The organism is Microbulbifer sp. JSM ZJ756 (assembly GCF_044383805.1).
In the GTDB taxonomy this organism is placed as follows: domain Bacteria; phylum Pseudomonadota; class Gammaproteobacteria; order Pseudomonadales; family Cellvibrionaceae; genus Microbulbifer; species Microbulbifer zhoushanensis.
Genome location: NZ_JBISER010000005.1, coordinates 13,167 through 34,244, shown reverse-complemented (window position 1 = coordinate 34,244; position 21,078 = coordinate 13,167). Strand labels below are relative to the sequence as shown.

The 21,078-nt window shown below is 62.6% G+C and carries 19 protein-coding genes; 14 read left to right on the top strand and 5 right to left on the bottom strand.

Going from position 1 to position 21,078, the window contains the following annotated elements; all coding sequences use genetic code 11:
* Nucleotide 1: 1 nt before the first annotated feature.
* The 3 genes from ACH6CX_RS09630 to pyrC form a co-directional block, all read right to left on the bottom strand.
* Entirely contained in the window at nt 2-481 is a 480-nt protein-coding gene (locus tag ACH6CX_RS09630) for a hypothetical protein (RefSeq protein WP_334079062.1), read from the bottom strand.
* A gap of 150 nt (nt 482-631) precedes the next feature.
* A complete protein-coding gene (gene rnt, locus ACH6CX_RS09625; protein WP_233005881.1) occupies nt 632-1,306 on the bottom strand; it encodes a ribonuclease T in 675 nt (224 codons plus the stop codon).
* A 163-nt stretch (nt 1,307-1,469) separates the two neighbouring features.
* On the bottom strand, nt 1,470-2,498 hold the full coding sequence (gene pyrC / locus ACH6CX_RS09620) for a dihydroorotase (protein WP_233005880.1): 1,029 nt from the start codon (nt 2,496-2,498) through the stop codon (nt 1,470-1,472).
* Between the two features lie 321 nt (nt 2,499-2,819).
* Here pyrC and ACH6CX_RS09615 point away from each other — a divergent pair, with 321 nt between their 5' ends.
* The 10 genes from ACH6CX_RS09615 (at nt 2,820) to ACH6CX_RS09570 (ending at nt 13,004) form a co-directional block, all read left to right on the top strand.
* Nucleotides 2,820-4,040 (top strand): argininosuccinate synthase, encoded by a 1,221-nt coding sequence (locus ACH6CX_RS09615; protein WP_233005879.1) that lies wholly within the window; start codon nt 2,820-2,822, stop codon nt 4,038-4,040.
* A gap of 146 nt (nt 4,041-4,186) precedes the next feature.
* On the top strand, nt 4,187-5,641 hold the full coding sequence (gene ccoN / locus ACH6CX_RS09610; RefSeq protein ID WP_233005878.1) for a cytochrome-c oxidase, cbb3-type subunit I: 1,455 nt from the start codon (nt 4,187-4,189) through the stop codon (nt 5,639-5,641).
* Between the two features lie 12 nt (nt 5,642-5,653).
* Nucleotides 5,654-6,271 carry a cytochrome-c oxidase, cbb3-type subunit II gene (ccoO, locus tag ACH6CX_RS09605; RefSeq protein ID WP_233005877.1) on the top strand — a complete coding sequence of 206 codons (618 nt, stop codon included), beginning with the start codon at nt 5,654-5,656 and terminating at the stop codon, nt 6,269-6,271.
* A 19-nt stretch (nt 6,272-6,290) separates the two neighbouring features.
* Nucleotides 6,291-6,545, top strand: coding sequence for a cbb3-type cytochrome c oxidase subunit 3 (locus tag ACH6CX_RS09600; protein WP_233005876.1), 255 nt, complete (start codon nt 6,291-6,293; stop codon nt 6,543-6,545).
* The gene (ccoP, locus tag ACH6CX_RS09595) at nt 6,542-7,450 is read left to right on the top strand and encodes a cytochrome-c oxidase, cbb3-type subunit III (protein WP_233005875.1); all 909 of its coding nucleotides are present in this window, start codon (nt 6,542-6,544) and stop codon (nt 7,448-7,450) included. Before ACH6CX_RS09600 ends, ccoP begins: the two co-directional genes overlap by 4 nt.
* Before the next feature lie 146 nt (nt 7,451-7,596).
* Complete coding sequence (ccoG, locus tag ACH6CX_RS09590; protein ID WP_233005874.1) at nt 7,597-9,015, top strand: cytochrome c oxidase accessory protein CcoG; 1,419 nt, start codon at nt 7,597-7,599, stop codon at nt 9,013-9,015.
* A 66-nt stretch (nt 9,016-9,081) separates the two neighbouring features.
* Nucleotides 9,082-9,615 (top strand): FixH family protein, encoded by a 534-nt coding sequence (locus ACH6CX_RS09585; RefSeq protein WP_233005873.1) that lies wholly within the window; start codon nt 9,082-9,084, stop codon nt 9,613-9,615.
* Complete coding sequence (locus ACH6CX_RS09580) at nt 9,615-12,056, top strand: heavy metal translocating P-type ATPase (RefSeq protein ID WP_233005872.1); 2,442 nt, start codon at nt 9,615-9,617, stop codon at nt 12,054-12,056. The genes ACH6CX_RS09585 and ACH6CX_RS09580 overlap by 1 nt, the downstream gene beginning before the upstream one ends.
* 4 nt (nt 12,057-12,060) lie before the next feature.
* Nucleotides 12,061-12,273, top strand: coding sequence for a cbb3-type cytochrome oxidase assembly protein CcoS (gene ccoS, locus ACH6CX_RS09575; RefSeq protein WP_233005871.1), 213 nt, complete (start codon nt 12,061-12,063; stop codon nt 12,271-12,273).
* Nucleotides 12,270-13,004 carry a sulfite exporter TauE/SafE family protein gene (locus ACH6CX_RS09570; RefSeq protein WP_233005870.1) on the top strand — a complete coding sequence of 245 codons (735 nt, stop codon included), beginning with the start codon at nt 12,270-12,272 and terminating at the stop codon, nt 13,002-13,004. Before ccoS ends, ACH6CX_RS09570 begins: the two co-directional genes overlap by 4 nt.
* Nucleotides 13,005-13,058: 54 nt before the next feature.
* Here ACH6CX_RS09570 and ACH6CX_RS09565 read toward each other — a convergent pair whose 3' ends face one another.
* On the bottom strand, nt 13,059-13,292 hold the full coding sequence (locus ACH6CX_RS09565) for a hypothetical protein (RefSeq protein ID WP_233005869.1): 234 nt from the start codon (nt 13,290-13,292) through the stop codon (nt 13,059-13,061).
* A gap of 230 nt (nt 13,293-13,522) precedes the next feature.
* Between ACH6CX_RS09565 and ACH6CX_RS09560 the strand changes: the two genes are divergently transcribed.
* The gene (locus tag ACH6CX_RS09560) at nt 13,523-13,819 is read left to right on the top strand and encodes a hypothetical protein (protein ID WP_233005868.1); all 297 of its coding nucleotides are present in this window, start codon (nt 13,523-13,525) and stop codon (nt 13,817-13,819) included.
* Between the two features lie 52 nt (nt 13,820-13,871).
* On the opposite strand, the gene nadC is transcribed toward ACH6CX_RS09560, so the two are convergent.
* Nucleotides 13,872-14,726: a carboxylating nicotinate-nucleotide diphosphorylase gene (gene nadC, locus ACH6CX_RS09555; protein ID WP_233005867.1), complete on the bottom strand. Its 855-nt coding sequence runs from the start codon at nt 14,724-14,726 to the stop codon at nt 13,872-13,874.
* A 294-nt stretch (nt 14,727-15,020) separates the two neighbouring features.
* On the opposite strand from nadC, the gene ACH6CX_RS09550 reads away from it, so the two are divergent.
* The 3 genes from ACH6CX_RS09550 to ampD all read left to right on the top strand — a co-directional run bounded on the left by ACH6CX_RS09550 (nt 15,021) and on the right by ampD (nt 21,015).
* On the top strand, nt 15,021-17,294 hold the full coding sequence (locus ACH6CX_RS09550; protein ID WP_334079061.1) for a DUF1631 domain-containing protein: 2,274 nt from the start codon (nt 15,021-15,023) through the stop codon (nt 17,292-17,294).
* 518 nt (nt 17,295-17,812) lie between these two features.
* Entirely contained in the window at nt 17,813-20,338 is a 2,526-nt protein-coding gene (locus tag ACH6CX_RS09545) for a DUF1631 domain-containing protein (protein ID WP_396675355.1), read from the top strand.
* Nucleotides 20,339-20,445: 107 nt separating this feature from the next.
* Nucleotides 20,446-21,015, top strand: coding sequence for a 1,6-anhydro-N-acetylmuramyl-L-alanine amidase AmpD (gene ampD, locus ACH6CX_RS09540; RefSeq protein ID WP_233005864.1), 570 nt, complete (start codon nt 20,446-20,448; stop codon nt 21,013-21,015).
* Nucleotides 21,016-21,078 lie beyond the last annotated feature (63 nt).

Below are 21,078 nucleotides of genomic sequence, written 5' to 3'. Positions count from 1 at the left end.
ATCAGTCGGCGGCTTCAAATTCGGGCAGGCCGCCGGGGTCGGGGACAGCCGGGTTGGGGAGCTGCTCCCGGCCTTCAGCGGGGGCCCCGTCCCGGCATTCCCCGCGCAGGGACAGGCGTCCCCGGGTTACGGTCCGCTCCAGTTCCATATAACCCTCGGGGCAGTAGCCGGTCTCGGCCAGTTTCGCCCGCGCGCCCTCCTGCAGTGTCAGGTTCATCTGCTCTTCGTACTTTTCCCTGATTTCCCCAGCGCGCGCCTGCATGCCGGCCCGGTTGCCGCCACCCATGCCTTTCCCCTTGCCCCGATCCCGGCGTTCCGGGGGCTTTATATGCATGGTGTACTCGAACTGCTTGGAGCCGTTGTCACTGATTTGGGTGTTGAAGAACTCCCGCATTGCGCGGTCGTTTGCAGTGGAACTGGTGGTGCAGCCCGTTGCGCCCAGAATTGCGGTGGTAACTATCAGCGGAATAAGTGGTCGCATGGTGACTTCCCCGTTGCCCTATCTGGCTTGTACTTGAGCGGGGCAGTCTATGCGGGGCGGGGGAGTGGCGGTGTTTAGAAACGAAAAGAAGTGTCAGGCGGGGCCCTGAGTGCCCCCGCCGGCTGCGGACAGGGGCGGGGGCAGTCGCGATCAGTCTTCCTCCGGTTCGCCAGCCGCTCTATCGGGCAGCGGCCAGCCGCCCAGTTCGCGCCACTTGTTGACGATACCGCAGAACAGTTCGGCGGTTTTCTCGGCGTCGTACTCGGCAGAGTGGGCGCTACTGTTGTCGAACTCGATCTTTGCCACCTGGCAGGCCTTGGCCAGCACGGTCTGGCCATAGGCAAGCCCGGCCAGGGTGGCGGTGTCGAAACAGGAGAAGGGGTGGAAAGGGTTGCGCTTGATACCGCAGCGGTCCACCGCTGCGTTAAGGAAGCCCAGGTCGAAGTGGGCGTTGTGCGCCACCATCACTGCGCGGGTACAGCTGTGTTTCTTGATCGCCTTGCGGATCTTGCGGAACAGCTCGGGGAGGGCGATCTCCTCGGGCCAGGCATCCCGGTCCGGGGATTCCAGGTCGATACCGATAAAGTCCAGCGCCGACTGCTCGACATTGGCGCCCTCGAAGGGCTCCAGGTGGAAGCTGTGGGTCTCTTCGGCGAACAGGTGACCATCCTCATCCATGTCCAGGATGACTGCCGAGATCTCCAGCAGGGCATCGGTACTGTTGTTGAATCCACCGCTTTCCAGATCCACCACAACGGGCAGGAATCCGCGGAATCGCTGGGCCAGCAGGCTTTTTGGTCCGGTGGGTTCTTCGGCGGGGGTCACTGGGACTCCTTAATCGCTATTACTTGGTTTTCTGGGCTGGCCCGGGTGTCGGTGGCCGTTTGCTCGACGGCCTCACCGGCAATCGTCTCACAATTGGCCCCCCGGCACCCGGGCCTTCATATATTGTTGTGACGGTACGGATGCCTTTCCGGTGGCCGGGCGATTACGCCAGCCGCCAGTTCAGGGTCTCGCCCGCGGCCAATGGGACCAGCTGCTCACTGCCCATCGCCAGGCTCGCCGGCAGCTGCCAGGGTTCGCGGACCAGCGTGATGGTGTCCTGGTTGCGCGGCAGGCCGTAGAAGTCGGGGCCGAACTCGCTGGCAAAGGCCTCGAGCCGGTCGAGCTTCCCGGCCCGCTCGAATACCTCGGCGTAGAGCTCGATGGCGCTGAAAGCGGTGTAGCAACCGGCACAGCCACAGGCAGTCTCTTTCTTGTCCTGGGCGTGGGGGGCGGAGTCGGTGCCGAGGAAAAACTTCGGGTTGCCGCTGGTGGCCGCCTCGATCAGCGCGGACTGGTGGTAGCCGCGCTTGAGGATTGGCAGGCAATAGTAGTGGGGGCGGATGCCGCCCACCAGCATATGATTGCGGTTATACAACAGGTGATGGGCGGTGATGGTGGCGGCGACACCGTCGCGCGCCTTGCCCACGAACTCCGCCGCATTGGCCGTGGTGATATGTTCCAGCACGATGCGCAGGGCGGGGAAGTCCTCCACTACCCGGGAGAGGATCTTCTCGATAAAGACCTGTTCGCGGTCGAAGATATCGATATCACTGGTGGTGACCTCGCCGTGCAGCAGCAGCTTCATACCGCATTCCTGCATGGCTTCCAGCGCCGGGTAGATATTGGTGATATCGGTCACGCCGGAGTCCGAGTTGGTGGTTGCCCCGGCCGGGTACAGCTTGGCGGCAACCACGCCCGCCTTGTGCGCCAGCTGGATGACCTCCGCATCGGTCTTGTCGGTGAGGTAGATCACCATCAGCGGCTCGAACGGGTTGCCTGCCGGTATCTGCTCGCGGATACGGAGCTGGTAGAAGAGGGCGTCCTCGGCATCGACCACCGGCGGCACCAGGTTGGGCATCACGATGGCGCGGCGGAACTGGCGCGCGGCGTCGCCGACAGTGCGCTCCAGGGCGTCGCCATCGCGCAGGTGGATATGCCAGTCATCGGGGGCGCGAAGAGTGAGTTTTTCCATGGGGCTGTACCGCGGGATATCTGTCTCAGGGCTGTTGGGGCGCCGATGCTAACCGAACCGCCGGGAAATTGCGACGGCGCCGCCTGCTTAAAAAATAATCAGTGTTGTATCTTAATGCAGTGAGATCAGCATAGGTGCTAGTCGATCGCGGCCTGAGGCGCTACAATCGCGCCCCGAATACGGCGGCGGGACCGTCGTACCTGGGCGCACTTCTAATAACAACTCCCCCCAGAAACACACCATCAACACGTTTTCGCGGCGCGGATTGCTGCCCTGCGGGCCTGTTTATGGTGCTGGCATCACTCCTGGCTGAGGAACGCAATGAGCAAGATCGATAAGGTTGTACTGGCATATTCCGGCGGACTGGATACATCGGTAATCGTTCGATGGCTGCAGGAGACCTACGATTGCGAGGTGGTGACCTTCACTGCCGACATCGGCCAGGGGGAAGAGGTCGAGCCGGCGCGGGCCAAGGCTGAGGCGCTGGGCGTCAAGGAAATCTATATCGACGACCTGCGCGAGGAGTATGTGCGGGATTTCGTCTTCCCCATGTTTCGCGCCAACACCATCTATGAGGGTGAGTACCTACTGGGTACCTCCATCGCCCGCCCGCTGATTGCCAAGCGCCTGATCGAGATCGCCAATGAGACCGGCGCCGATGCCATCTCCCACGGCGCCACCGGCAAGGGCAACGACCAGGTTCGCTTCGAGCTCGGCGCCTACGCACTCAAGCCCGGCATCCAGGTGATTGCCCCGTGGCGCGAGTGGGACCTCAATTCCCGCGACAAGCTGATGCAGTATTGCGAGCAGCACAATATTCCCGTGGATTTTTCCGGCAAGAAGAAAAAGTCCCCTTACTCCATGGACGCCAACCTGCTGCATATCTCTTACGAGGGCGGCATCCTCGAGGACCCGTGGGCCGAGGCGGAAGAGGACATGTGGCGCTGGAGTGTCAGCCCGGAAGCGGCGCCGGATATCCCGACTTACATCACCCTGGAGTTCGAGAACGGCGACCCGGTCGCGATCGACGGCGAGCGCCTGAGCCCGGCGACCATGCTCGAGCGCCTGAACAAGCTGGGCGGCGCCAACGGCATCGGCCGGCTGGACATCGTTGAGAACCGCTATGTGGGCATGAAATCCCGCGGCTGCTACGAGACTCCCGGCGGCACCATCCTGCTCAAGGCGCACCGCGCCATTGAGTCCATCACCCTGGACCGGGAGGTGGCGCATATGAAAGACGAGCTGATGCCGCGCTATGCCAAGCTGATCTACAACGGCTACTGGTGGTCCCCGGAACGCCGCATGCTGCAGGCGGCTATCGACGAGTCGCAGGCGGTGGTGAATGGCGAAGTGCGCCTGAAACTGTACAAGGGCAGTGTGTCCGCCGTGGGCCGGCGCTCTGCCGACAGCCTGTTCGATGAGCGCATTGCCACTTTCGAGGATGACGCCGGGGCCTACGACCAGAAAGATGCCGAAGGCTTCATCAAACTCAATGCCCTGCGGTTGCGGATTGCCGCGGGCAAGGGGCGCGACTTGATCTAAATCAAGTTTGGCGGGCGAATGATGCGTTTAAATCGTCGCCTGCTGGCGGGCTCTGTCTATCGTGTAGGGATGGAGCCGAGTAACCGAGGGGCGGGCCTGCGCTCGTTTATTGGAATTTAATTCAATAAAGCAATGGAAGTAACACAATGACGACAAGCGTGGTAAGGACTGGCCCGGTGCCAGCCTATGACTACAAGATCGTGCGCCAGTTCACCATCATGTCGGTGGTCTGGGGTATCGTTGGAATGGGGGTGGGTGTGCTCATTGCTGCCCAGCTGGCATGGCCGGCGCTGAACGACCTGTTCCAGCCGTTCACCCACTTCGGGCGCCTGCGTCCCCTGCACACCAACGCGGTGATCTTCGCCTTCGGCGGCAGTGTATTGTTCGCAACCTCCTATTACGTGGTACAGCGCACCTGCCAGACCCCGCTGTGGGGTGGCTGGCTGGTGCCGTTTACCTTCTGGGGCTGGCAGGTTGTGATCGTCGGGGCTGCGATTACCCTGCCGATGGGGCTGACTTCCGCGAAGGAGTATGCCGAGCTGCAGTGGCCGCTGGACATCCTCATTGCATTGATCTGGGTCGCCTACGCGCTGGTATTCTTCGGCACCATAGCCAAGCGCCGCACCTCGCACATCTACGTGGCCAACTGGTTCTTCGGCGCCTACATCATCACAATCGCCGTGCTGCACATCATCAATAACCTGGCGATTCCCTATGCGCCGTTCATGGCTTATTCGATGTTCTCGGGCACGACCGACGCGATGATCCAGTGGTGGTACGGCCATAACGCGGTGGGCTTCTTCCTGACCGCGGCTTTCCTCGGCATCATGTATTACTTCGTGCCCAAGCAGGCGGGCCGCCCGGTATATTCCTACCAGCTGTCCATCGTGCACTTCTGGGCACTGATCTCCATTTACGTCTGGGCCGGTGGTCACCACCTGCATTACTCGGCGCTGCCTGACTGGACCCAGAGCCTGGCGATGATCATGTCCGTGATCCTGCTGGCGCCCTCCTGGGGCGGCATGATCAACGGCATCATGACCCTGTCCGGTGCCTGGCATAAATTGCGCACTGACCCGACCCTGCGCTTCCTGGTGGTATCCCTGTCCTTCTACGGCATGTCCACCTTCGAAGGCCCCATGATGTCCATCAAGACCGTGAATGCCCTGTCCCACAATACCGACTGGACCGTGGGCCACGTACATTCCGGCGCCCTGGGCTGGGTTGCCATGATCTCCATCGGTGCCCTGTACCACCTGGTGCCGGTGCTGTTCGGGCGCAAGCAGATGTACAGCGTGAAGCTGATCAACGCGCACTTCTGGCTGGCCACTGTGGGCACCGTGCTGTACATCGCCGCCATGTGGGTAAACGGCATCACCCAGGGCCTGATGTGGCGCGCCTTCAATGCCGACGGCACCCTGACCTACAGCTTTGTCGAGAGCGTGATCGCCAGCTACCCGGGCTATGTGGTGCGCTTTATCGGTGGTGGCTTCTTCCTGCTTGGCATGCTGCTGATGGCCTACAACGTGTTCCGCACGGTGACGGACAAAGAGAACGCCGCCCGTGAAGACAACATCGTGCCGCACGCGCAGACAGCATAAGGAGGCCAGATCGTGAAAAACCATGACATCGTAGAAAAAAATATCGGTCTGATGGTGGTCCTCATTTGTGTCGCCATCAGTTTCGGCGCGCTTGTTGAGATCGTCCCGCAGTTCTTTATCAAGGCCAACAACGAGCCGATCGAGGGCCTGGAGCCCTGGAGCCCGGTAGTGCTGGAAGGGCGCGACATCTACATCCGTGAGGGCTGCCACGTCTGCCACACCCAGATGGTGCGGCCGCTGCGCGCCGAGGTTGAGCGTTACGGCCACTACTCCATGTCACAGGAGTACGTCTACGAGCACCCGTTCCTGTGGGGCTCCAAGCGCACCGGGCCGGACCTGGCGCGCGTGGGCGGCCGCTATTCCGACGAATGGCACCGCGCGCATCTGTACAACCCGCGCAACGTGGTGCCCGAGTCCAATATGCCGGCCTTCCCCTGGCTGTTCGACAATGTCGTCACCGGTGACCAGACCGCTGCCAAGATGCGTGCCATGCGCGCCGTGGGCGTGCCCTACACCGATGAGGACATCGCCAAGGCAAGCGAGCCGTTTGTTGGCGGTCGCGTAAAGGAAATCGATGCCCTTGTGGCTTACCTGCAGCAACTCGGGGTGCTGGTACAGCAGAAGCGCTAACGGAAGGGCGGTAATTGCTATGGATATTTTGCGTCAGATTGCTGTTGTACTGGGCGCGGTGGCCTTCCTGGCAGTGTGCTGGTGGGCCTTCTCCCCGAAGCGTCGCAAGCGCTTCGAGGAGGATGCCAAGCTACCGTTTGCTGACGAAGAGCTGTCGCAGCGCTCGGCTGAGGCGGCAGACGATAAAGACACTGAAGAGAATTCGGCGGCTGTGAACCGGGGCGATGCCGGTTCAGCACCCGCAGACAAGAACAAGGGGCAGGACGAAAAATGAGTACTTTCTGGAGTATTTGGGTAATTGTGCTCACGCTCGCCAACCTGGCACTGGTGATCTGGGTACTGTTTGCCAACCGCAAGGTGGCGGTGGATGACCAGCAGGAGCCGGGTAACCAGACTACCGGCCACGTCTATGACGGCATCGAGGAGTACGATAACCCGCTGCCGCGCTGGTGGTTCCTGATGTTTGTGGGCACCCTGGTGTTCTCTGCCCTGTACCTGGTGGTTTACCCGGGCATGGGTAACTTCAAGGGCGTAAGCGGCTGGACTTCCGTGGGCGAACTGGAAAACAGCCAGGAAAAAGCCCTCGAGCGGTTTGACGAAACCTTCGGCAAGTACGCTGAAATGCCCATCGAGCAGATCGCCGACAACCGCGAGGCGCTGAAGATGGGCGCCCGTATTTTTGCCAACAACTGCGCGGTCTGCCATGGCGCGGACGGTGGCGGTAACTACGGTTTCCCCAACCTGACTGACGAAGCCTGGCTGTATGGCGGTACGCCCGAGAAAATCCTGGAGACCCTGTACAAGGGGCGCCAGGGCATGATGCCGCCGCAGGGCCCGATCATCGGCGAAGAGGGCGTCAAGAATGTGACCGAGTATGTTCTGTCCATGAATGGTCTCGAGCACAACGCCGAAATGGCAGCGGCTGGCAAGCAGGTGTTCGGCACCGTCTGCATGGCCTGTCACGGTATGGACGGCAAGGGCAACCAGGCCCTGGGCGCTCCCAACCTGACCGACAATATCTGGCTCTACGGCAGCAGCCGCGAGCAGATCCAGCACACTGTCCGGGGTGGCCGCAGCAACCAGATGCCCGCCCAGAAAGACAAGCTGCGCGAAGACAAGATCCGCCTGGTGGCGGCCTATGTCTACAGCCTGTCACGCCAGCAGGAAGCGGCGCAATAACTACCAAGTAACCATAATCCAGCCCCGCCTCCGCGCGGGGCATATTCAGGACTCGGGCGCCACAGGGACGAAAAAGAAAAGCCTCATCGTTTGTTACCAGACCAGAGTGCCCGTCCACCCAGGCATCCGGGTATAAGTGAGGTTCCGTGAGCGATCTGATACCGACCAGGGAAGAGCAGGAAGGTGATGGCGAAGTCCGCTATCGCATGCTCTACGAGTCCGAAGACAAAGTTTACACCCGCCATATCCGCGGTTTCTTTACCCGCGTGCGCAAATATACCGGCCTGCCGTTGCTGGCCGCGTTCTTCTTTATCCCGTGGCTGAACATCGAGGGGCGCCAGGCGGTCCACTTTGACCTGCCAGAGCGAAAGTTCCATATTCTCTGGAGCACATTCGGTCCCCAGGACGGCTTCCTGCTGGCCTGGCTGCTGATCATTGCCGCGTTTGCATTGTTTGCGGTCACCACCTGGCTCGGCCGGGTGTGGTGCGGTTTCACCTGCCCGCAGACGGTCTGGACCATGATGTTCATGTGGGGCGAGCGGATCTGCCAGGGCGACCGCAGCAAGCGGATGAAACTGGATGCCGCTCCCTGGGGGGTGGAGAAGGTGCTGCGCAAGGGCGGGACCCACCTTATCTGGCTGTTGATCTCGTTTGCCACGGCGCTGGCATTTGTGGGGTATTTCTACGGTATCCGCGACCTGGTTGTGGACCTGGCCAATTTCAGTGCCCATCCACAGGGCGTGTTCTGGACCGCCTTCTTTACCCTGGCTACCTATTTCAATGCCGGTTTTATGCGCGAGCAGGTGTGCAAATACATGTGCCCCTATGCCCGTTTCCAGTCGGTGATGTACGACAAGGACACCCTGGCGGTGTACTACGATGCCGACCGCGGCGAGGTCCGTGGCCCGCGCAAGAAGGGCGTCGACTACAAGGCCGAGGGTATGGGCGACTGCATTGACTGCTACTGGTGTGTCCAGGTCTGCCCGGTGGATATCGATATCCGCGATGGCATGCAGTACGAGTGCATCAACTGCGGCCTGTGTGTGGATGCCTGCAACAGCGTAATGGACAAGATGGGCTATCCCAGGGGGTTGATCCGCTTCACTTCCGAGGATGAGCTGGAGACCGGCAAGACCAATTACTTCCGCCCGCGGCTGTTCGGCTATGCCTTTGTCCTGCTGGCCATGATCGGCCTCTTTACCCAGCAGGTGGTGACCCGCAGCCCGATCGAGGCGGAAGTCCTGCGCGATCGCGGTGCCCGGATGTACCGTGAATACCGCGGCGATATCCAGAATGTCTATACGGTCAAAATCAACAACATGGACCGCGCCGGTCACGAATTCACCATTCGCGTCGAGGGCGAGGAAGGGTACGATTACTCCCTGCGAATGCCGCGGGAGATTTACCTGCAGGAAGGCGAGATCTATTCGGTGCCCATCCGCGTGAGCGTCCCCAAGGAGCAGCTCACCGAAACCAAGCACAGTATCTCGATTATCGTGCAGGCGGTGGACAAGCCGGAACTGGTTGACCGGCACCGCACTGTCTTTATCGGCCCCAAGCAGTAAACCCTGATATTGCGGGCCCAGGTCGGGAAGACCGGCAGTATTTCCTGATTCAACATGAGCGTGAACGTGACTGAACATTCCCCGAAATCCTCTCCCCGTCCCTGGTATCGCGAGCCGTGGGCGTGGATGGTGCTGGCGCCCCTGATCCTGGTGGTGATTGCCTCCACTGTTTTCGTTTCCATTGCGGTGCGGTTCGCTGACGACACTGTCAGCGATACCTACTACAAAGACAGCCGCATGTATCACTTCAGCGAGGAGCAGGATCGCCGCGCGCAAGCGCTGGGCCTGGCCGGCCTGGTGAAATTTGCCAGTGGCGATCAGCTGGTGACTCTGGAGCTGAACGGTGACCTGGAGTATCCGGAACAGTTGCTGCTTACCCTGAGCCATCCGGTGGAAGCGGATATGGACCGCCACATCCTACTGGAGGCTGTCTCGCCGGGGCGCTACCGCGCCAGCCTGCCAGAGCCGCTGAAACACCGCTGGTACCTGCGCCTGATGCCCGAAACCGATCCCGGCCAGCACCTGCAGGCGGAGTGGCGCCTGAAGGGGGAGATCAATTTTGACCTCGGGGATGCCGCCCCCCTGACTCCCGCCCGCTGATGACCGCCCGATCCTGCTTCCATTGCGGCCTGCCGGTGCCCGCCGGCAGCCGTCACTCGGTGGTGATCAACGGCAGCGAACAGCCCATGTGCTGCCCCGGCTGTGAGGCCGTGGCCGGCGCCATCGCCGCCGGGGGACTGGATAATTTCTATCGCTACCGCGATGCCAGCAGTGAGCGCCCCGAAACCGCGCCCCCGGCAGATCGCTGGTCCGCCTATGACCTGCCCGAAGTACAGCGTGAGTTTGTACGCGACTGGGAGGACGGCCGCCGGGTGGCCAGCCTGCTGGTGGGTGGAATCACTTGTGCGGCCTGCGTGTGGTTGATCGAACAGCACCTGGGTGCCATTCCCGGCGTGGAGAAGGTGTCGGTCAATGCCAGTACCCATCGCGCGCAGCTGGTTTTCGACCCTGGCCAGGTGACTCCCTCATCGCTTTTTGCGGCACTGGCGGATATCGGCTACCGGCCGGCACCGGCCACCGCTGCCGGCAGTGAGCAGTTACTCCTGCGTGAACGCCGCACCGCCCTGCGGCGCCTGGGCGTTGCGGGGCTGGGCACCATGCAGGTGATGATGTTCGCCATCGCCCTCTATTTCGGTGGCAGCTCCGGGATCGAGGCGGAGATGGAACGGTATTTCCGCTGGGTGTCACTGCTGGTGGCGACCCCGGTGGTCCTGTTTGCCGCACAACCTTTTTTCCGTGGCGCCTGGCGCAGCCTGCGCAACCGCCACCTGAGCATGGACGTACCGGTGTCCCTGGCTATCGGCCTCGCCTACGTCTCCAGCCTTTATGCCACCGTATTCAATACGGGAGAGGTGTACTTCGAGTCCATCTCGATGTTTACCTTCTTCCTGCTGCTGGGGCGCACGATCGAGATGCGTGCGCGCCACCGTGCCGGGCTCGCCAGCGGTGGCCTGGCGCAGCTACTGCCGATTACCGCCACCCGGCTCGATGGTGATACCGAGATCCAGGTTCCAGTTACCGCGCTGCACCCGGATGACCGCATCCTGCTGCGCCCGGGCGATACCATCCCGGCTGACGGAGAGGTGCTGGAGGGCTGCAGCGGCGTGGATGAATCCCTGCTCAGCGGCGAGTCCGCGTTACAGGCGAAACAGGCCGGCAGTCGCGTATACGCCGGCAGTGTGAATGGCGACTCCTCACTGGTGGTGCGGGTCACTGCCGCCGGGGAGTCGACGCGCCTGTCGGCGATCGAGCGACTGGTGGAGCGGGCCCAGCTGGAAAAGCCGCACCAGGTGGCGTTGGCAGACCGGGTTGCGGGCTGGTTCGTGGCAGCAGTGTTGCTGGCAGCCGGCGGCGCCTTCCTGTTCTGGTGGCAGGTGGAACCGGAGCGGGCATTCTGGATTGCCCTGTCGGTACTGGTGGTGACCTGTCCCTGTGCGCTGTCCCTGGCCACGCCGGCGGCGCTGGCCGCGGCGACTCTGCGGTTGCAGCAGCTGGGACTGCTGGTAGCGGGCGGCGGGCTGCTGGAGACGCTGCCGCGCATCAGCCGGGTGGTCTTCGACAAGACCGGTACCCTGACCCGCGGGGAGCCCCGCGTGCTGGATATCCAATGCCGGCGCGACGACTGGGATGCGCAGCGGGTGCGGGATGTGGCGGCGGCACTGGAATCCCACAGTAATCACCCGCTGGCCCGGGCATTTCGTGCCTGGCGGGGCAACGCTGTGGCCTCTGGTGTACAGGTTCACACCGGGCGCGGCCTGGAGGGCATTGTGGGCGGCCAGCGGCTGCGCCTGGGGCGCGCCGATTTTGCCGGACGGGGTGAGGAACCGCCGGGGAGAGAGGGTCAGTGGTTGTTGCTTGGGGATAACACTGGCGCCATCGCCTGGATCGCCATCGGCGATCGCCTGCGCGCCTCGGCTGCGCCGGCTGTGGCGGCACTGGGAAGCCGGGGCCTGGATGTGGAGTTACTGAGTGGCGACCAGTCGGCAGAGGTGGCCCGCGTGGCCGGTGCGGCAGGTATCGATGAGCACCGTGCGGGTGCTGCCCCCGAGGACAAGCTGGAGCGGGTGCATGAATTGCAACGCGCCGGCGAGCGCGTACTCATGGTTGGGGACGGGCTCAATGATGTGCCAGTACTCTCCGGCGCGGATGCCTCGGTGGCGCTGATGTCCGCCGCCGACCTGGCCCAGTCCCGTGCCGATGCCATCCTGCTGCGGGGCGACCTGCAGGTGCTGCCACAGGCACTGGAGCTGGCACTCCAATGCCGGCGCATTGTGCGCCAGAACCTGGCATGGGCGCTGGGTTACAATGCCCTGGCATTGCCGCTGGCCGTCTGTGGCCTGGTGCCGCCCTGGGTGGCGGCCCTGGGCATGTCGGCCAGCTCGCTGATTGTGGTGCTCAACGCGCTGCGCCTGTCCGGGTGGCAACCCCCGGCGGTGGGCGCCCGGGTTGGGCCTGAAGCTGTGATGGACAGCGCGAGGTAAACCAATGGACAGCCTGTACTACCTGATTCCCATCGCCATCGTATTCGTGACTGTCGCGGTAAAACTGTATTTCTGGGCGGTCAACAATGGCCAGTACGACGACCTGGAGACCGAGGGGCGACGCATCCTGTTTGATGACGACGACCCGCTCGACCCGAACCGGGTGCCCGCAGAGCCCGACAGGCAGCCGGAAAGCGATAAGGAGTCCGGACGTTGACGGGAGAATGGGGGTTCCTGGCGGCGGCCCTGGCAATCGGTTTCCTGGGTAGCAGCCACTGCATTGGCATGTGTGGCGGTATTTCCGGTGCGCTGGGGATGGCCGTACCCGGTGGCCAGCCAGCCTGGAGCCGGCTGCTGGGCTACTCGGCAGGTCGCCTGGCCAGTTATGCGCTGATGGGGGCGCTGGCAGGGGCACTGGGCGCAGTGGTGCTGCCTGCACTGGGACCGCTGCGGGTGTTCGCGGGGATAATGCTGATTGCCATGGCGCTGTACGTGGCCGGCTGGTGGCGCGGGCTTGTGTGGCTGGAAAAGGGTGGTGCGCGCCTTTGGCGCCATGTCCAGCCGCTGTCCGCACGCCTGCTGCCGGTGCGCTCCACGCCCCAGGCAATGGCCCTGGGATCCCTGTGGGGCTGGTTGCCCTGCGGGCTGGTCTACAGCGCGCTCACATTTGCCCTGGCCCAGGGCAGTGCCCTGCGCGCGGCATTGGCAATGTTTGCCTTCGGGCTGGGTACAGTGCCGGCGGTGGTGGCGAGTGGTGCGGCGGCGGCACGGGTGCGGGGGCTGGTGCAGCGGCCGTCGGTGCGCCTGGTATTTGCCGGCCTGATCCTGCTGTTTGGCGTCTGGACCATCTGGGGTGGCCTGCCCCACGGAGGGCACGGCGCCCACGCCAATATGGAATCCCCGGCCCCTTCCAAGGAGGATGGTGGCGGACACCACCATCATCACTGAGTCGTCTCAATAGCACCCGGCCGCGCTGACTGTACTTTGCCCGCCAGCTGATTCTCAGGCCCGGTCGACAATTTCGTCGTGCCCCGCGCGTGCGGCGCAGTGGGCGCAACAGAAGAAATCCCCTCCTGCCTCCATACCATGGCCGAGAATACGACAGCTGCACTGGGCACAGCGGGGCGCCAGGGCCTGAATGGCGCACTCGAAGCTGTCGAAGGTGTGATCCTCATTGCCGATCGTGATCTTCATGGCTTTGTCGTACTCGTTGCCGCAGGTTTCACACTGGCTCACTTTGTAGTCTCCGATGGATTAGGTGGGTTGCTCCCGTCCGGGAACGGCCGCAGTTACATTGATCATGAGTTGACCGGGTATGGGTAAATGGTAGGAAAGATACCCCGTGCCGGCGGTATTCCCGCGCGCTCGACAGCGCCAATTTCCGGCGCCATTCTCCTCCCCGGGGGCGTCAGCGCTCCGCAGCCGTCTTACACTGTGCTGGTCAACAGGGATAAATGGGGTTTGCCATGAGCAAGGAAGACGATAAAAGCGCTTTCGAGGAAAAGGTCGCCGCACAGCTGAAAGAGTGGAACGCGAAAATTGATGAGCTGGAGGCCAAGGCCGACAAGGCGGAAGCGGATGCGAAAATCAAGTACCGCGAACAGCTGGATGATGTGCGCAAAAAACGCGACGACCTTCGCCACAAGCTGGATGACATGAAAAGCAAGAGTGGTTCGGCCTGGGACGAGGTGAAAGGGGGTGTCGAGAAGGCCTGGGATGAATTGAAGAAGTCAGTCGACCACGCCCGTGACCGGATGAAATAGCGTATCGCAGTAAGGGCCGGCCCTGCGAGGCCGGCCCCGGTGTGCATCGTCTTTACATATCGATGCGCAGGGACAGGTCGACGGCCTTCAGGTGCTTGGTGAGGCTGCCCGAGGAAATAAAATCGACCTCCAGCCCAGCGAGCTTTTCCAGGCGCTCGCTGTCCACACTGCCGGAGATTTCTATCTTCGCCCGGCCACGGGCAAGCTCGATGGCTGCGCGGGTATCCGCATCCGAGAACTCGTCCAGCATCACCACGTCGGCGCCACTGTCGAGCGCCTGTTCCAGCTCCTCCAGGTTTTCCACTTCGACTTCAACCAGGGCACCGGGCTTGATGACTCGCGCCTGGCTCACCGCCCGGTCTATGCCGCCCGCAGCGGCGATATGGTTCTCCTTGATCAGGAAGGCATCGTAGAGCCCGATACGGTGATTGTGGCAGCCGCCACACAGGACTGCGTATTTCTGCGCGCTGCGCAGGCCGGGAATAGTCTTGCGGGTATCGAGGATCCGGATTCCCGAATTTCCGGCAAGCTTCGCGTAGGTTGCTGCCGTGGTCGCGGTGCCCGAAAGGGTCTGGAGAAAATTCAGTGCGGCCCGCTCACCAGTCAGGATAGAACGTGCATTGCCCTGCAATTCGAAGATCACCGCCTCCGCCGGCACGCGGTCGCCGTCATTGAAGTGCCAGTCCAGGTCCAGTGCCGGGTCGATCTGGCGGAAAACTTCCTCTACCCAGGCGCGGCCCGCCAGGATGCAGTCCTCGCGGGTGATGACCCTTGCACGGGCGTCCCGGTCGGCCGGAATCAGTTGTGCCGTTATATCCCCATCGCCGATGTCCTCGCGCAGGGCAAAGGCAACCAGCTGCTGTAAATCCTCCAGGAGGTTGGGGATGGCGGTATCTTTCGGGTGCATAGGCGGAACCTCAATCTTGACGGCGCAAGTTTAACAAAATCGGTCGCCGTGGGGCGCCTGTCACTGCCTTACCGGGTACGACAATTAATCGGCGTCAACTGTGACTGGGGTCGCAAATGCAGGTCAATGACCGTTTTATTCCCAAAGCCGCGCGCTAGAATGGCCGCTAAATCATCGCGCGGTGGTTTGGGCCTATGGCAGCCATCGCCCGAAACAAACCCGGAATCCGAAAACTGACGATTGGCCCGGTCCCCGGCCCGCACGCCCCGGCGTGAGGCCGCGAGGGAGCCAGGGATGTTAAGCGACGTGCCAATGGAAAAACCGGACAAGGTGCTCTCTCTCGAGCTGGCCCGGAATCGCGCTGCGGCGGGAGAGCCGCGCCCGGGCGACTCTAAATCCAGGCCCCCCGAGACGATCCTCGATTCGTTGCATGAACGTGCGCGGGAATTGCTCCTTGAGCAGCTCAAGAGCCTGTTCGGGCGCGTGGATGACTCGCTGTTCGCAATGGCCGAGAGGGCGCATGGCCAGGCCGAGCAGGATGGCCTGTTCCAGGCGTTGCGGCTGTTACGGGTGGAGCGGCGCAGCATCACCCGGCGTTTCGGCGAGAACCTTGCCGATACTTTCAGCCTCAAGAGTGTCACTACGCCGGAACGCGAACCCGATTCCCGCAGCGGGCTGTCCCTGGTGCAGAACGACGAGCTGGAACAGCTGGTCGCTGTCGACACCATGGTGAACAACGCCGGCCGCGATTACTCCTCACTGATTTCCGAGCTGTGCCTGCGCCTCGATACGCTGTACCGGGACAAGGTTTACGAGAAGAACCTGCCCATCGGCCCGACAGCTCTTTGTGATGCCTTTGTCGCTGCCATCTGGCCACTGGATATCCATATCCGTGCCCGCCTTACCCTGCTCAAGAAATTCGAACTGGAAGTGATGCAGCGGCTTGGCCCCCTGTACGAGAGCTGTAATAGCCTGCTGGTGGAGCAGGGCGTACTGCCGGACCTGCAGCAGCAACGAAGGGTAAAGAAAGAGTCGGCGCCGACGCCGCAACCCCGTACCGGTGGGCCTGCTTCCGGGGCTGGCAATATGGCAGCCGGCGGGGGGATGGTCTCCGCCAGCGCCATGGGGCTGCAGCCGGGACTGGTACCTGCCGGCACTGGTCTCGCGCCAATGCCGGTGCCCGACCTGCTTACTCATTTGGGCGTCCTGCAGGAACAGGTGCCGGGCCAGGCCGGGGCAGAGCTCAAGCCGCTGGACGTGGCGGCATTGCTACAGCAACGATTACAGGACGCCGACCAGGCCGCCTCGCTGGCCAAGGCTGACACCGACGTTATCAAGCTGATGGAGATGCTGTTCTCGTTTATTGTCGAGGATCGCAATCTGGCTGCGCCGGTAAAATCCCTGCTGGGACGCCTGCAGTTACCGTTGCTCAAAGTCGCCATTGCCGACCGTACGTTCTTCAGTAAAGCCGGGCACCCGGCACGCAAGCTGCTGAATGAACTTGCCGATGCCGCCACCGGTTGGCATCCATCCTCCGACGTGGGGCAAGACCCGCTGTACCGGGAGATGCGTTCTGTGGTGGAGCGGGTGATCGCCGAGTTCGATCGGGATATTGGCCTGTTCGAGACATTGCTGGACCAGTTCCGCAGTTTTGTCCGCAACCAGCGCAAGCGAGCGCAGGTGCTGGAAAAACGTATCGTTGACGAGGCTGGCGGCCGTGCCCGGGCAGAGGCCGCCAGGGCGCGGGTGGAGGCGGTGATGGAAGCCCTCACCGCCGACCGCGAACTACCACCGGTGGTGGGGGAGTGGCTGGATAAGGTATGGCGCCGCGCATTGTTTCTCACCTGCGTAAATTCGGGACCTGACAGCGAGGCCTGGAGTAACGAAGTGCGCGCCGTCCGCGACCTGGTGTGGAGTGTGCAGGTGCCGATGCCTGCGTATGCCCGGCAGTTACAGGCATTACTGCCCTCACTGCAGGTCCGCCTGCGCGACAGCGTGCAGGCGGTGTCCCTCAACCCGTTTGAGGCGCGGCGACTGTTCGCGGACCTGAAGGAGGTCTACCGACAGAAGTTTGATGTTGCGCGGGCAGCGGTAGAGCAGCGGGAGGATACGGCCGGGCCCGGCGAGTCCCCGGGCAGTGCGGGCAGCGAAGTCAGGGATTCCCGGGAGGAAAGTGGTGGTGATGTCCTGCCCCAGGTCGAGGAACTCGAGCAGGCTGCCGCGGCTGTCGATCCGGTAGCGGAGCAGGTCGGCGAAGAGATGGCCCCGCTGCCCGAAGATGACGCCCACTGGAAGCAGACCTTCCGCCTGTCCCAGGGCAGCTGGTTTGAATTGCAGCGCGGTGAAAGTGAACAGTTTCGCTGTCGGTTGGCCGCAGTGATCCGCGATATCGACCAGTTTATTTTCGTCAACCGCAACGGTGCCAAAGTCGCCGAGTTCACGCGCCTGGAGCTGGCCTATGCACTGCGACGCAGCCAGTTGATGCCCATGGACGACGGTATGTTATTTGAGCGCGCGCTGCAGTCAGTGATTGGCAGTACCCGGCGCAAGCGTGACGACCAGGGTTGATGTTGAAGGCCCATTGGCCAGGCCAGGCCAGGCCAGGCATCCGCGGGGGCTGCTACCTCCCCGGTAGCGGGGTGACTCCCTGTACCCAATCCCGCAGTCAGCTCCGGTAGCCTGGCCCGCCCGGGCGGCGGCGGACCGATACCCTTTTACACCCTGATTCCCCCTGTCTAATCGGTACTAACGTACTAAGTTGGCGTTTCAGTTGATTGTCAAAACTGACTTTAATTCTATACCTAGAAAAAAATCGACTAACTTGGCGTAAAAGTGTGCCCCGGGACCTTGCCAACAAGACGCCAGTGGCGGATATTTCAAAAGCGCACCAATAGTCATAAAAAGTGTGAGGTTCGTCAGGTTTTGACCGTGCAATTTTCGCACAAACGTCATGCGATAACCTACGGCCAAGCGAATTTCACCGGTGCGAAATAACCAGAATGAACAAAATGTAGACAAGCCGGCATTCCCCCGAATCGCCGATAAAACGGAATTTGCCTGAGTCAGGACGACGATTTGAGGCTTATATGAGCACTGATGAATTTCCCCGCGTAGTCAGCTTTTCCCGCGGCCGCCCAGGCCCCAGCAATACCCGCCCGGTCACGCTTCCCCGTGAGGTGAGCGCTGTACGGGACACCGCCGTAAGCTGGTTATTCGCGCGTATGAAAGAAGTTTTCGCGGCGGTTGACGACAGCCTGTTCGAAACGGCGGAAAAGGTGAACCGCCAGGATGAGCAGGATGGTATTTTCCAGGCCCTGCGTAGCCTGAGGCTCGAACGGCATCGCCTGATCGACCGCTTTGTCAACCTGGTGGGGCAGGGCTTCGCCGAGATCCCCGAGGCCGGGGCCGATGACAGTACGCTGGAGGAGGCGGAAGAGCCGGCTGAGCCCGGGCTGGCGCTGGTGGAAGATGAAGACCTGGAGCAGCAGGTGGCCCTCAAGGGCATTATCGCAGCGGCGCGGCGGGATTTCGCCAGTCCCATTGCGGAAATGTCGCTGCGGCTGGATACCCTGCTGCCGGTGAAAGTCTACGACGGCAATATGCCGCTGGCCCCTGTGGCCATCTGTCGCGCCCTGCGCAAGACCCTGAAGCCCCTGGATATCCACCTGCGGGCGCGCCTGATCGTCCTGAAAAAGTTCGAGAAGCTGCTCGCCGTGCGACTGGGTGAGCTTTACGGGAAATGTAACCAGGTACTGGTCGAGAAAGGTGTGCTGCCGGACCTGAAAGACCCCTTGTTGATGCGGCGCGCGCAGTCCCGCGGCTCGCGGACTCCGGTGGCGCCGCCGGGCAGCCGGAGCACACCGGCCCAGCCTTCAGCAGGCCCGGTTCCCGATGGGCAGGGGGATGTCGCCGGGGCGCAATCACCGGGCTTCCCGGGTTACCAATCCAATTCTCCAGGGGGTGTCCCCGCCGCCGGCGGCCATGCATCCGGAGCGCATGGGACTGGTGCTGCCCCTGTCGGTGGCGGCTATGCTCCCGGAGCCCAGGGGGCTGGCGGCTACGGCCTGGTCCCTGCCGCCCCCGGTGTAGCCTCGCTGGCCACCCCGGACCTGTTGCAGCATCTCGGTGAGCTGCAGGTAACTGTACCGATGGAAGCCTCTTCCCTCGGCACAGTGCTCAACGTCAATACGCTGCTGGAACAGCGGCTGGTGCAGGCGCAGCAGAAAGCCTCGCTGGAGGAACTGGACACTGAAGTCATCCGCATGGTGGACATGCTGTTCTCCTTCATGCTGGAAGACCGCAACCTCGCGGAGCCGATCAAGGTCCAGCTGATCCGCCTGCAGCTGCCCCTGCTCAAGCTGGCTGTGGCCGACAAGACTTTTTTCAGCAAGGGCGGGCACCCGGCGCGCCGGCTGTTCAACGCACTGGCCGATGCGGCGATCGGCTGGCAGGCGCGGGATAATTACCGCGAGGACCGCTTCTATCGCGAGGTCTGCCAGATTGTCGAGCGGGTCCTGCAGGAGTTCGAGAATGACGAGGGCGTATTCCAGGAATTGCTCCAGGATTTCGATACCTTTGTTTCCCGCGAGCGCGTGCGCGCGCGGATCATGGAAAAGCGCACGCTCGACGAAGTGCAGGGCAAGGCCCGCATCGAGGCGGCCAAGGCGCGTGTCGCCGCAGTATTCGACGCGCTGACCGCTGAGCGCCAGCTGCCCAGGATTGTCCATATCTGGCTCAACCGGGTTTGGAATAATGTGTTGTTCCGCGCCTGCCTGAAAGAGGGGACTGACAGCGAGAGCTGGCGCCGCAGTGTTCTGACGGCCCGCGACCTGGTCTGGAGCGCCGTCGCCCCGATGCCGGAAAGCAGTTTCAAGATGCAGCAATTGCTGCCCGGGCTACGGCAGAGGTTGAAGGACGGGGCGGAATCCCTGTCCATTAACCGGACCGAGCTCGAGCGTCTCCTGGGTGGGCTGGATACATTCTACCGAGAGCGCCAGAGCCTGGCCGACCGGGTCGAGTCCGAGCGGGAGCGCCGTACCCGCGAACGCCTGGTGCAAGAGCTGCTGCGCGAGGCCGACAGCGTAATGAAAATCCCGGCGGTGCAGCCGGGGGCGGAAGAGGCTCCCTTGCCCGACCGTGAGCCGGACTCGCACCCTGGGGCTGAAGCCGCTGCCAGTGCGGACAATGTTGAGCTGGAGGACAGCGAGACGGACCTGCCGGCCCCGGAAGAGCTGGATCGCCTGTCGCGCGAGGCGGTGGTTCCCCCACAACAGGAGCTGCCTGCCATCGCCAACACCGATGAGCACTGGCGCCAGACCTACCACCTGAAGGGCAGCTGGTTCATGCTGCAGCCTGGGGACAGCCACCCAACCCGCTGCCGCCTGGCGGCGATCATCCGCGACCTGGACCAGTTTATGTTTGTAAACCGCAGCGGCGTGAAGGTGGCGGTGTACTCGCGCCTGGAGCTGGCCCATGCGCTGCGCAGCGGTAACCTCAAGCCCCTTGAGGATGGGCCGTTGTTCGAGCGGGCCCTGCGTTATGTGATGGGCAATATTGGCGAGACAAAGATTGCGGTCGAGGTGGGTGAGCCCGCCGCGGAGCCGGTGAGTTAAAAGGGATCCGCTGCCCCGCGGGCAAGCCTTGTGGCAATGCTCCCGGGGCTTCCCTAGAATGTCCTGCAACCGCGATTGGAGTGCCAGTGTTTGAAGGAGGGCAGGGCGTGGACCAACAGGTAGAATCCGGCTGGCTTAGCGGCGCCCGCCGGGTACCCAGCCCCCACTGTAACGAGCGCCCCGCCGGGGGCGACATAGACCTGCTGGTAATCCACTGCATCAGCCTCCCCCCGGGGCAGTACGGTGGCTCCTGGATCGACGACTTCTTCCAGGGTCACCTGGATACCTCGGCCCACCCCTACTTTGAAGAGATCGGCGAGCTGAAAGTCTCGGCGCACCTGCTGATCAACCGTACCGGCGAAGTAACCCAGTACGTACCATTCGACCGGCGTGCGTGGCATGCAGGACAATCCAGTTTCTGTGGCCGGGAAGGGTGCAATGACTTTTCCATTGGTATCGAGCTGGAAGGCCTGGATACGGATACCTATACCGACGCCCAGTACCACTCCCTTGCGCGTGCCACCGTGGCGATCATGCGTGCCTACCCGGGAATTACCCCGGAAACCATCACCGGCCACTCCGACATAGCTCCCGGTCGCAAGCTCGACCCGGGCCCGGGGTTTGACTGGCGGCGATACCTGGCCGAGGTGGAGACGCTGCGCCAGACAGCCGGCTGATCTCCCCCGGATTGGGCACTGGCGGGCCGGGGAGGTTTTTTCTGCTCGCCCATGGCGTTATTC

Bases quoted from the DNA above. Each gene is read 5' to 3' on its own strand.
- ACH6CX_RS09630 (WP_334079062.1), bottom strand. From the start codon at position 481: ATGCGACCACTTATTCCGCTGATAGTTACCACCGCAATTCTGGGCGCA.
- pyrC (WP_233005880.1), bottom strand. From the start codon at position 2,498: ATGGAAAAACTCACTCTTCGCGCCCCCGATGACTGGCATATCCACCTG.
- ACH6CX_RS09615 (WP_233005879.1), top strand. From the start codon at position 2,820: ATGAGCAAGATCGATAAGGTTGTACTGGCATATTCCGGCGGACTGGAT.
- ccoN (WP_233005878.1), top strand. From the start codon at position 4,187: ATGACGACAAGCGTGGTAAGGACTGGCCCGGTGCCAGCCTATGACTAC.
- ACH6CX_RS09600 (WP_233005876.1), top strand. From the start codon at position 6,291: ATGGATATTTTGCGTCAGATTGCTGTTGTACTGGGCGCGGTGGCCTTC.
- ccoP (WP_233005875.1), top strand. From the start codon at position 6,542: ATGAGTACTTTCTGGAGTATTTGGGTAATTGTGCTCACGCTCGCCAAC.
- ACH6CX_RS09580 (WP_233005872.1), top strand. From the start codon at position 9,615: ATGACCGCCCGATCCTGCTTCCATTGCGGCCTGCCGGTGCCCGCCGGC.
- ccoS (WP_233005871.1), top strand. From the start codon at position 12,061: ATGGACAGCCTGTACTACCTGATTCCCATCGCCATCGTATTCGTGACT.
- ACH6CX_RS09560 (WP_233005868.1), top strand. From the start codon at position 13,523: ATGAGCAAGGAAGACGATAAAAGCGCTTTCGAGGAAAAGGTCGCCGCA.
- nadC (WP_233005867.1), bottom strand. From the start codon at position 14,726: ATGCACCCGAAAGATACCGCCATCCCCAACCTCCTGGAGGATTTACAG.
- ACH6CX_RS09550 (WP_334079061.1), top strand. From the start codon at position 15,021: ATGTTAAGCGACGTGCCAATGGAAAAACCGGACAAGGTGCTCTCTCTC.
- ACH6CX_RS09545 (WP_396675355.1), top strand. From the start codon at position 17,813: ATGAGCACTGATGAATTTCCCCGCGTAGTCAGCTTTTCCCGCGGCCGC.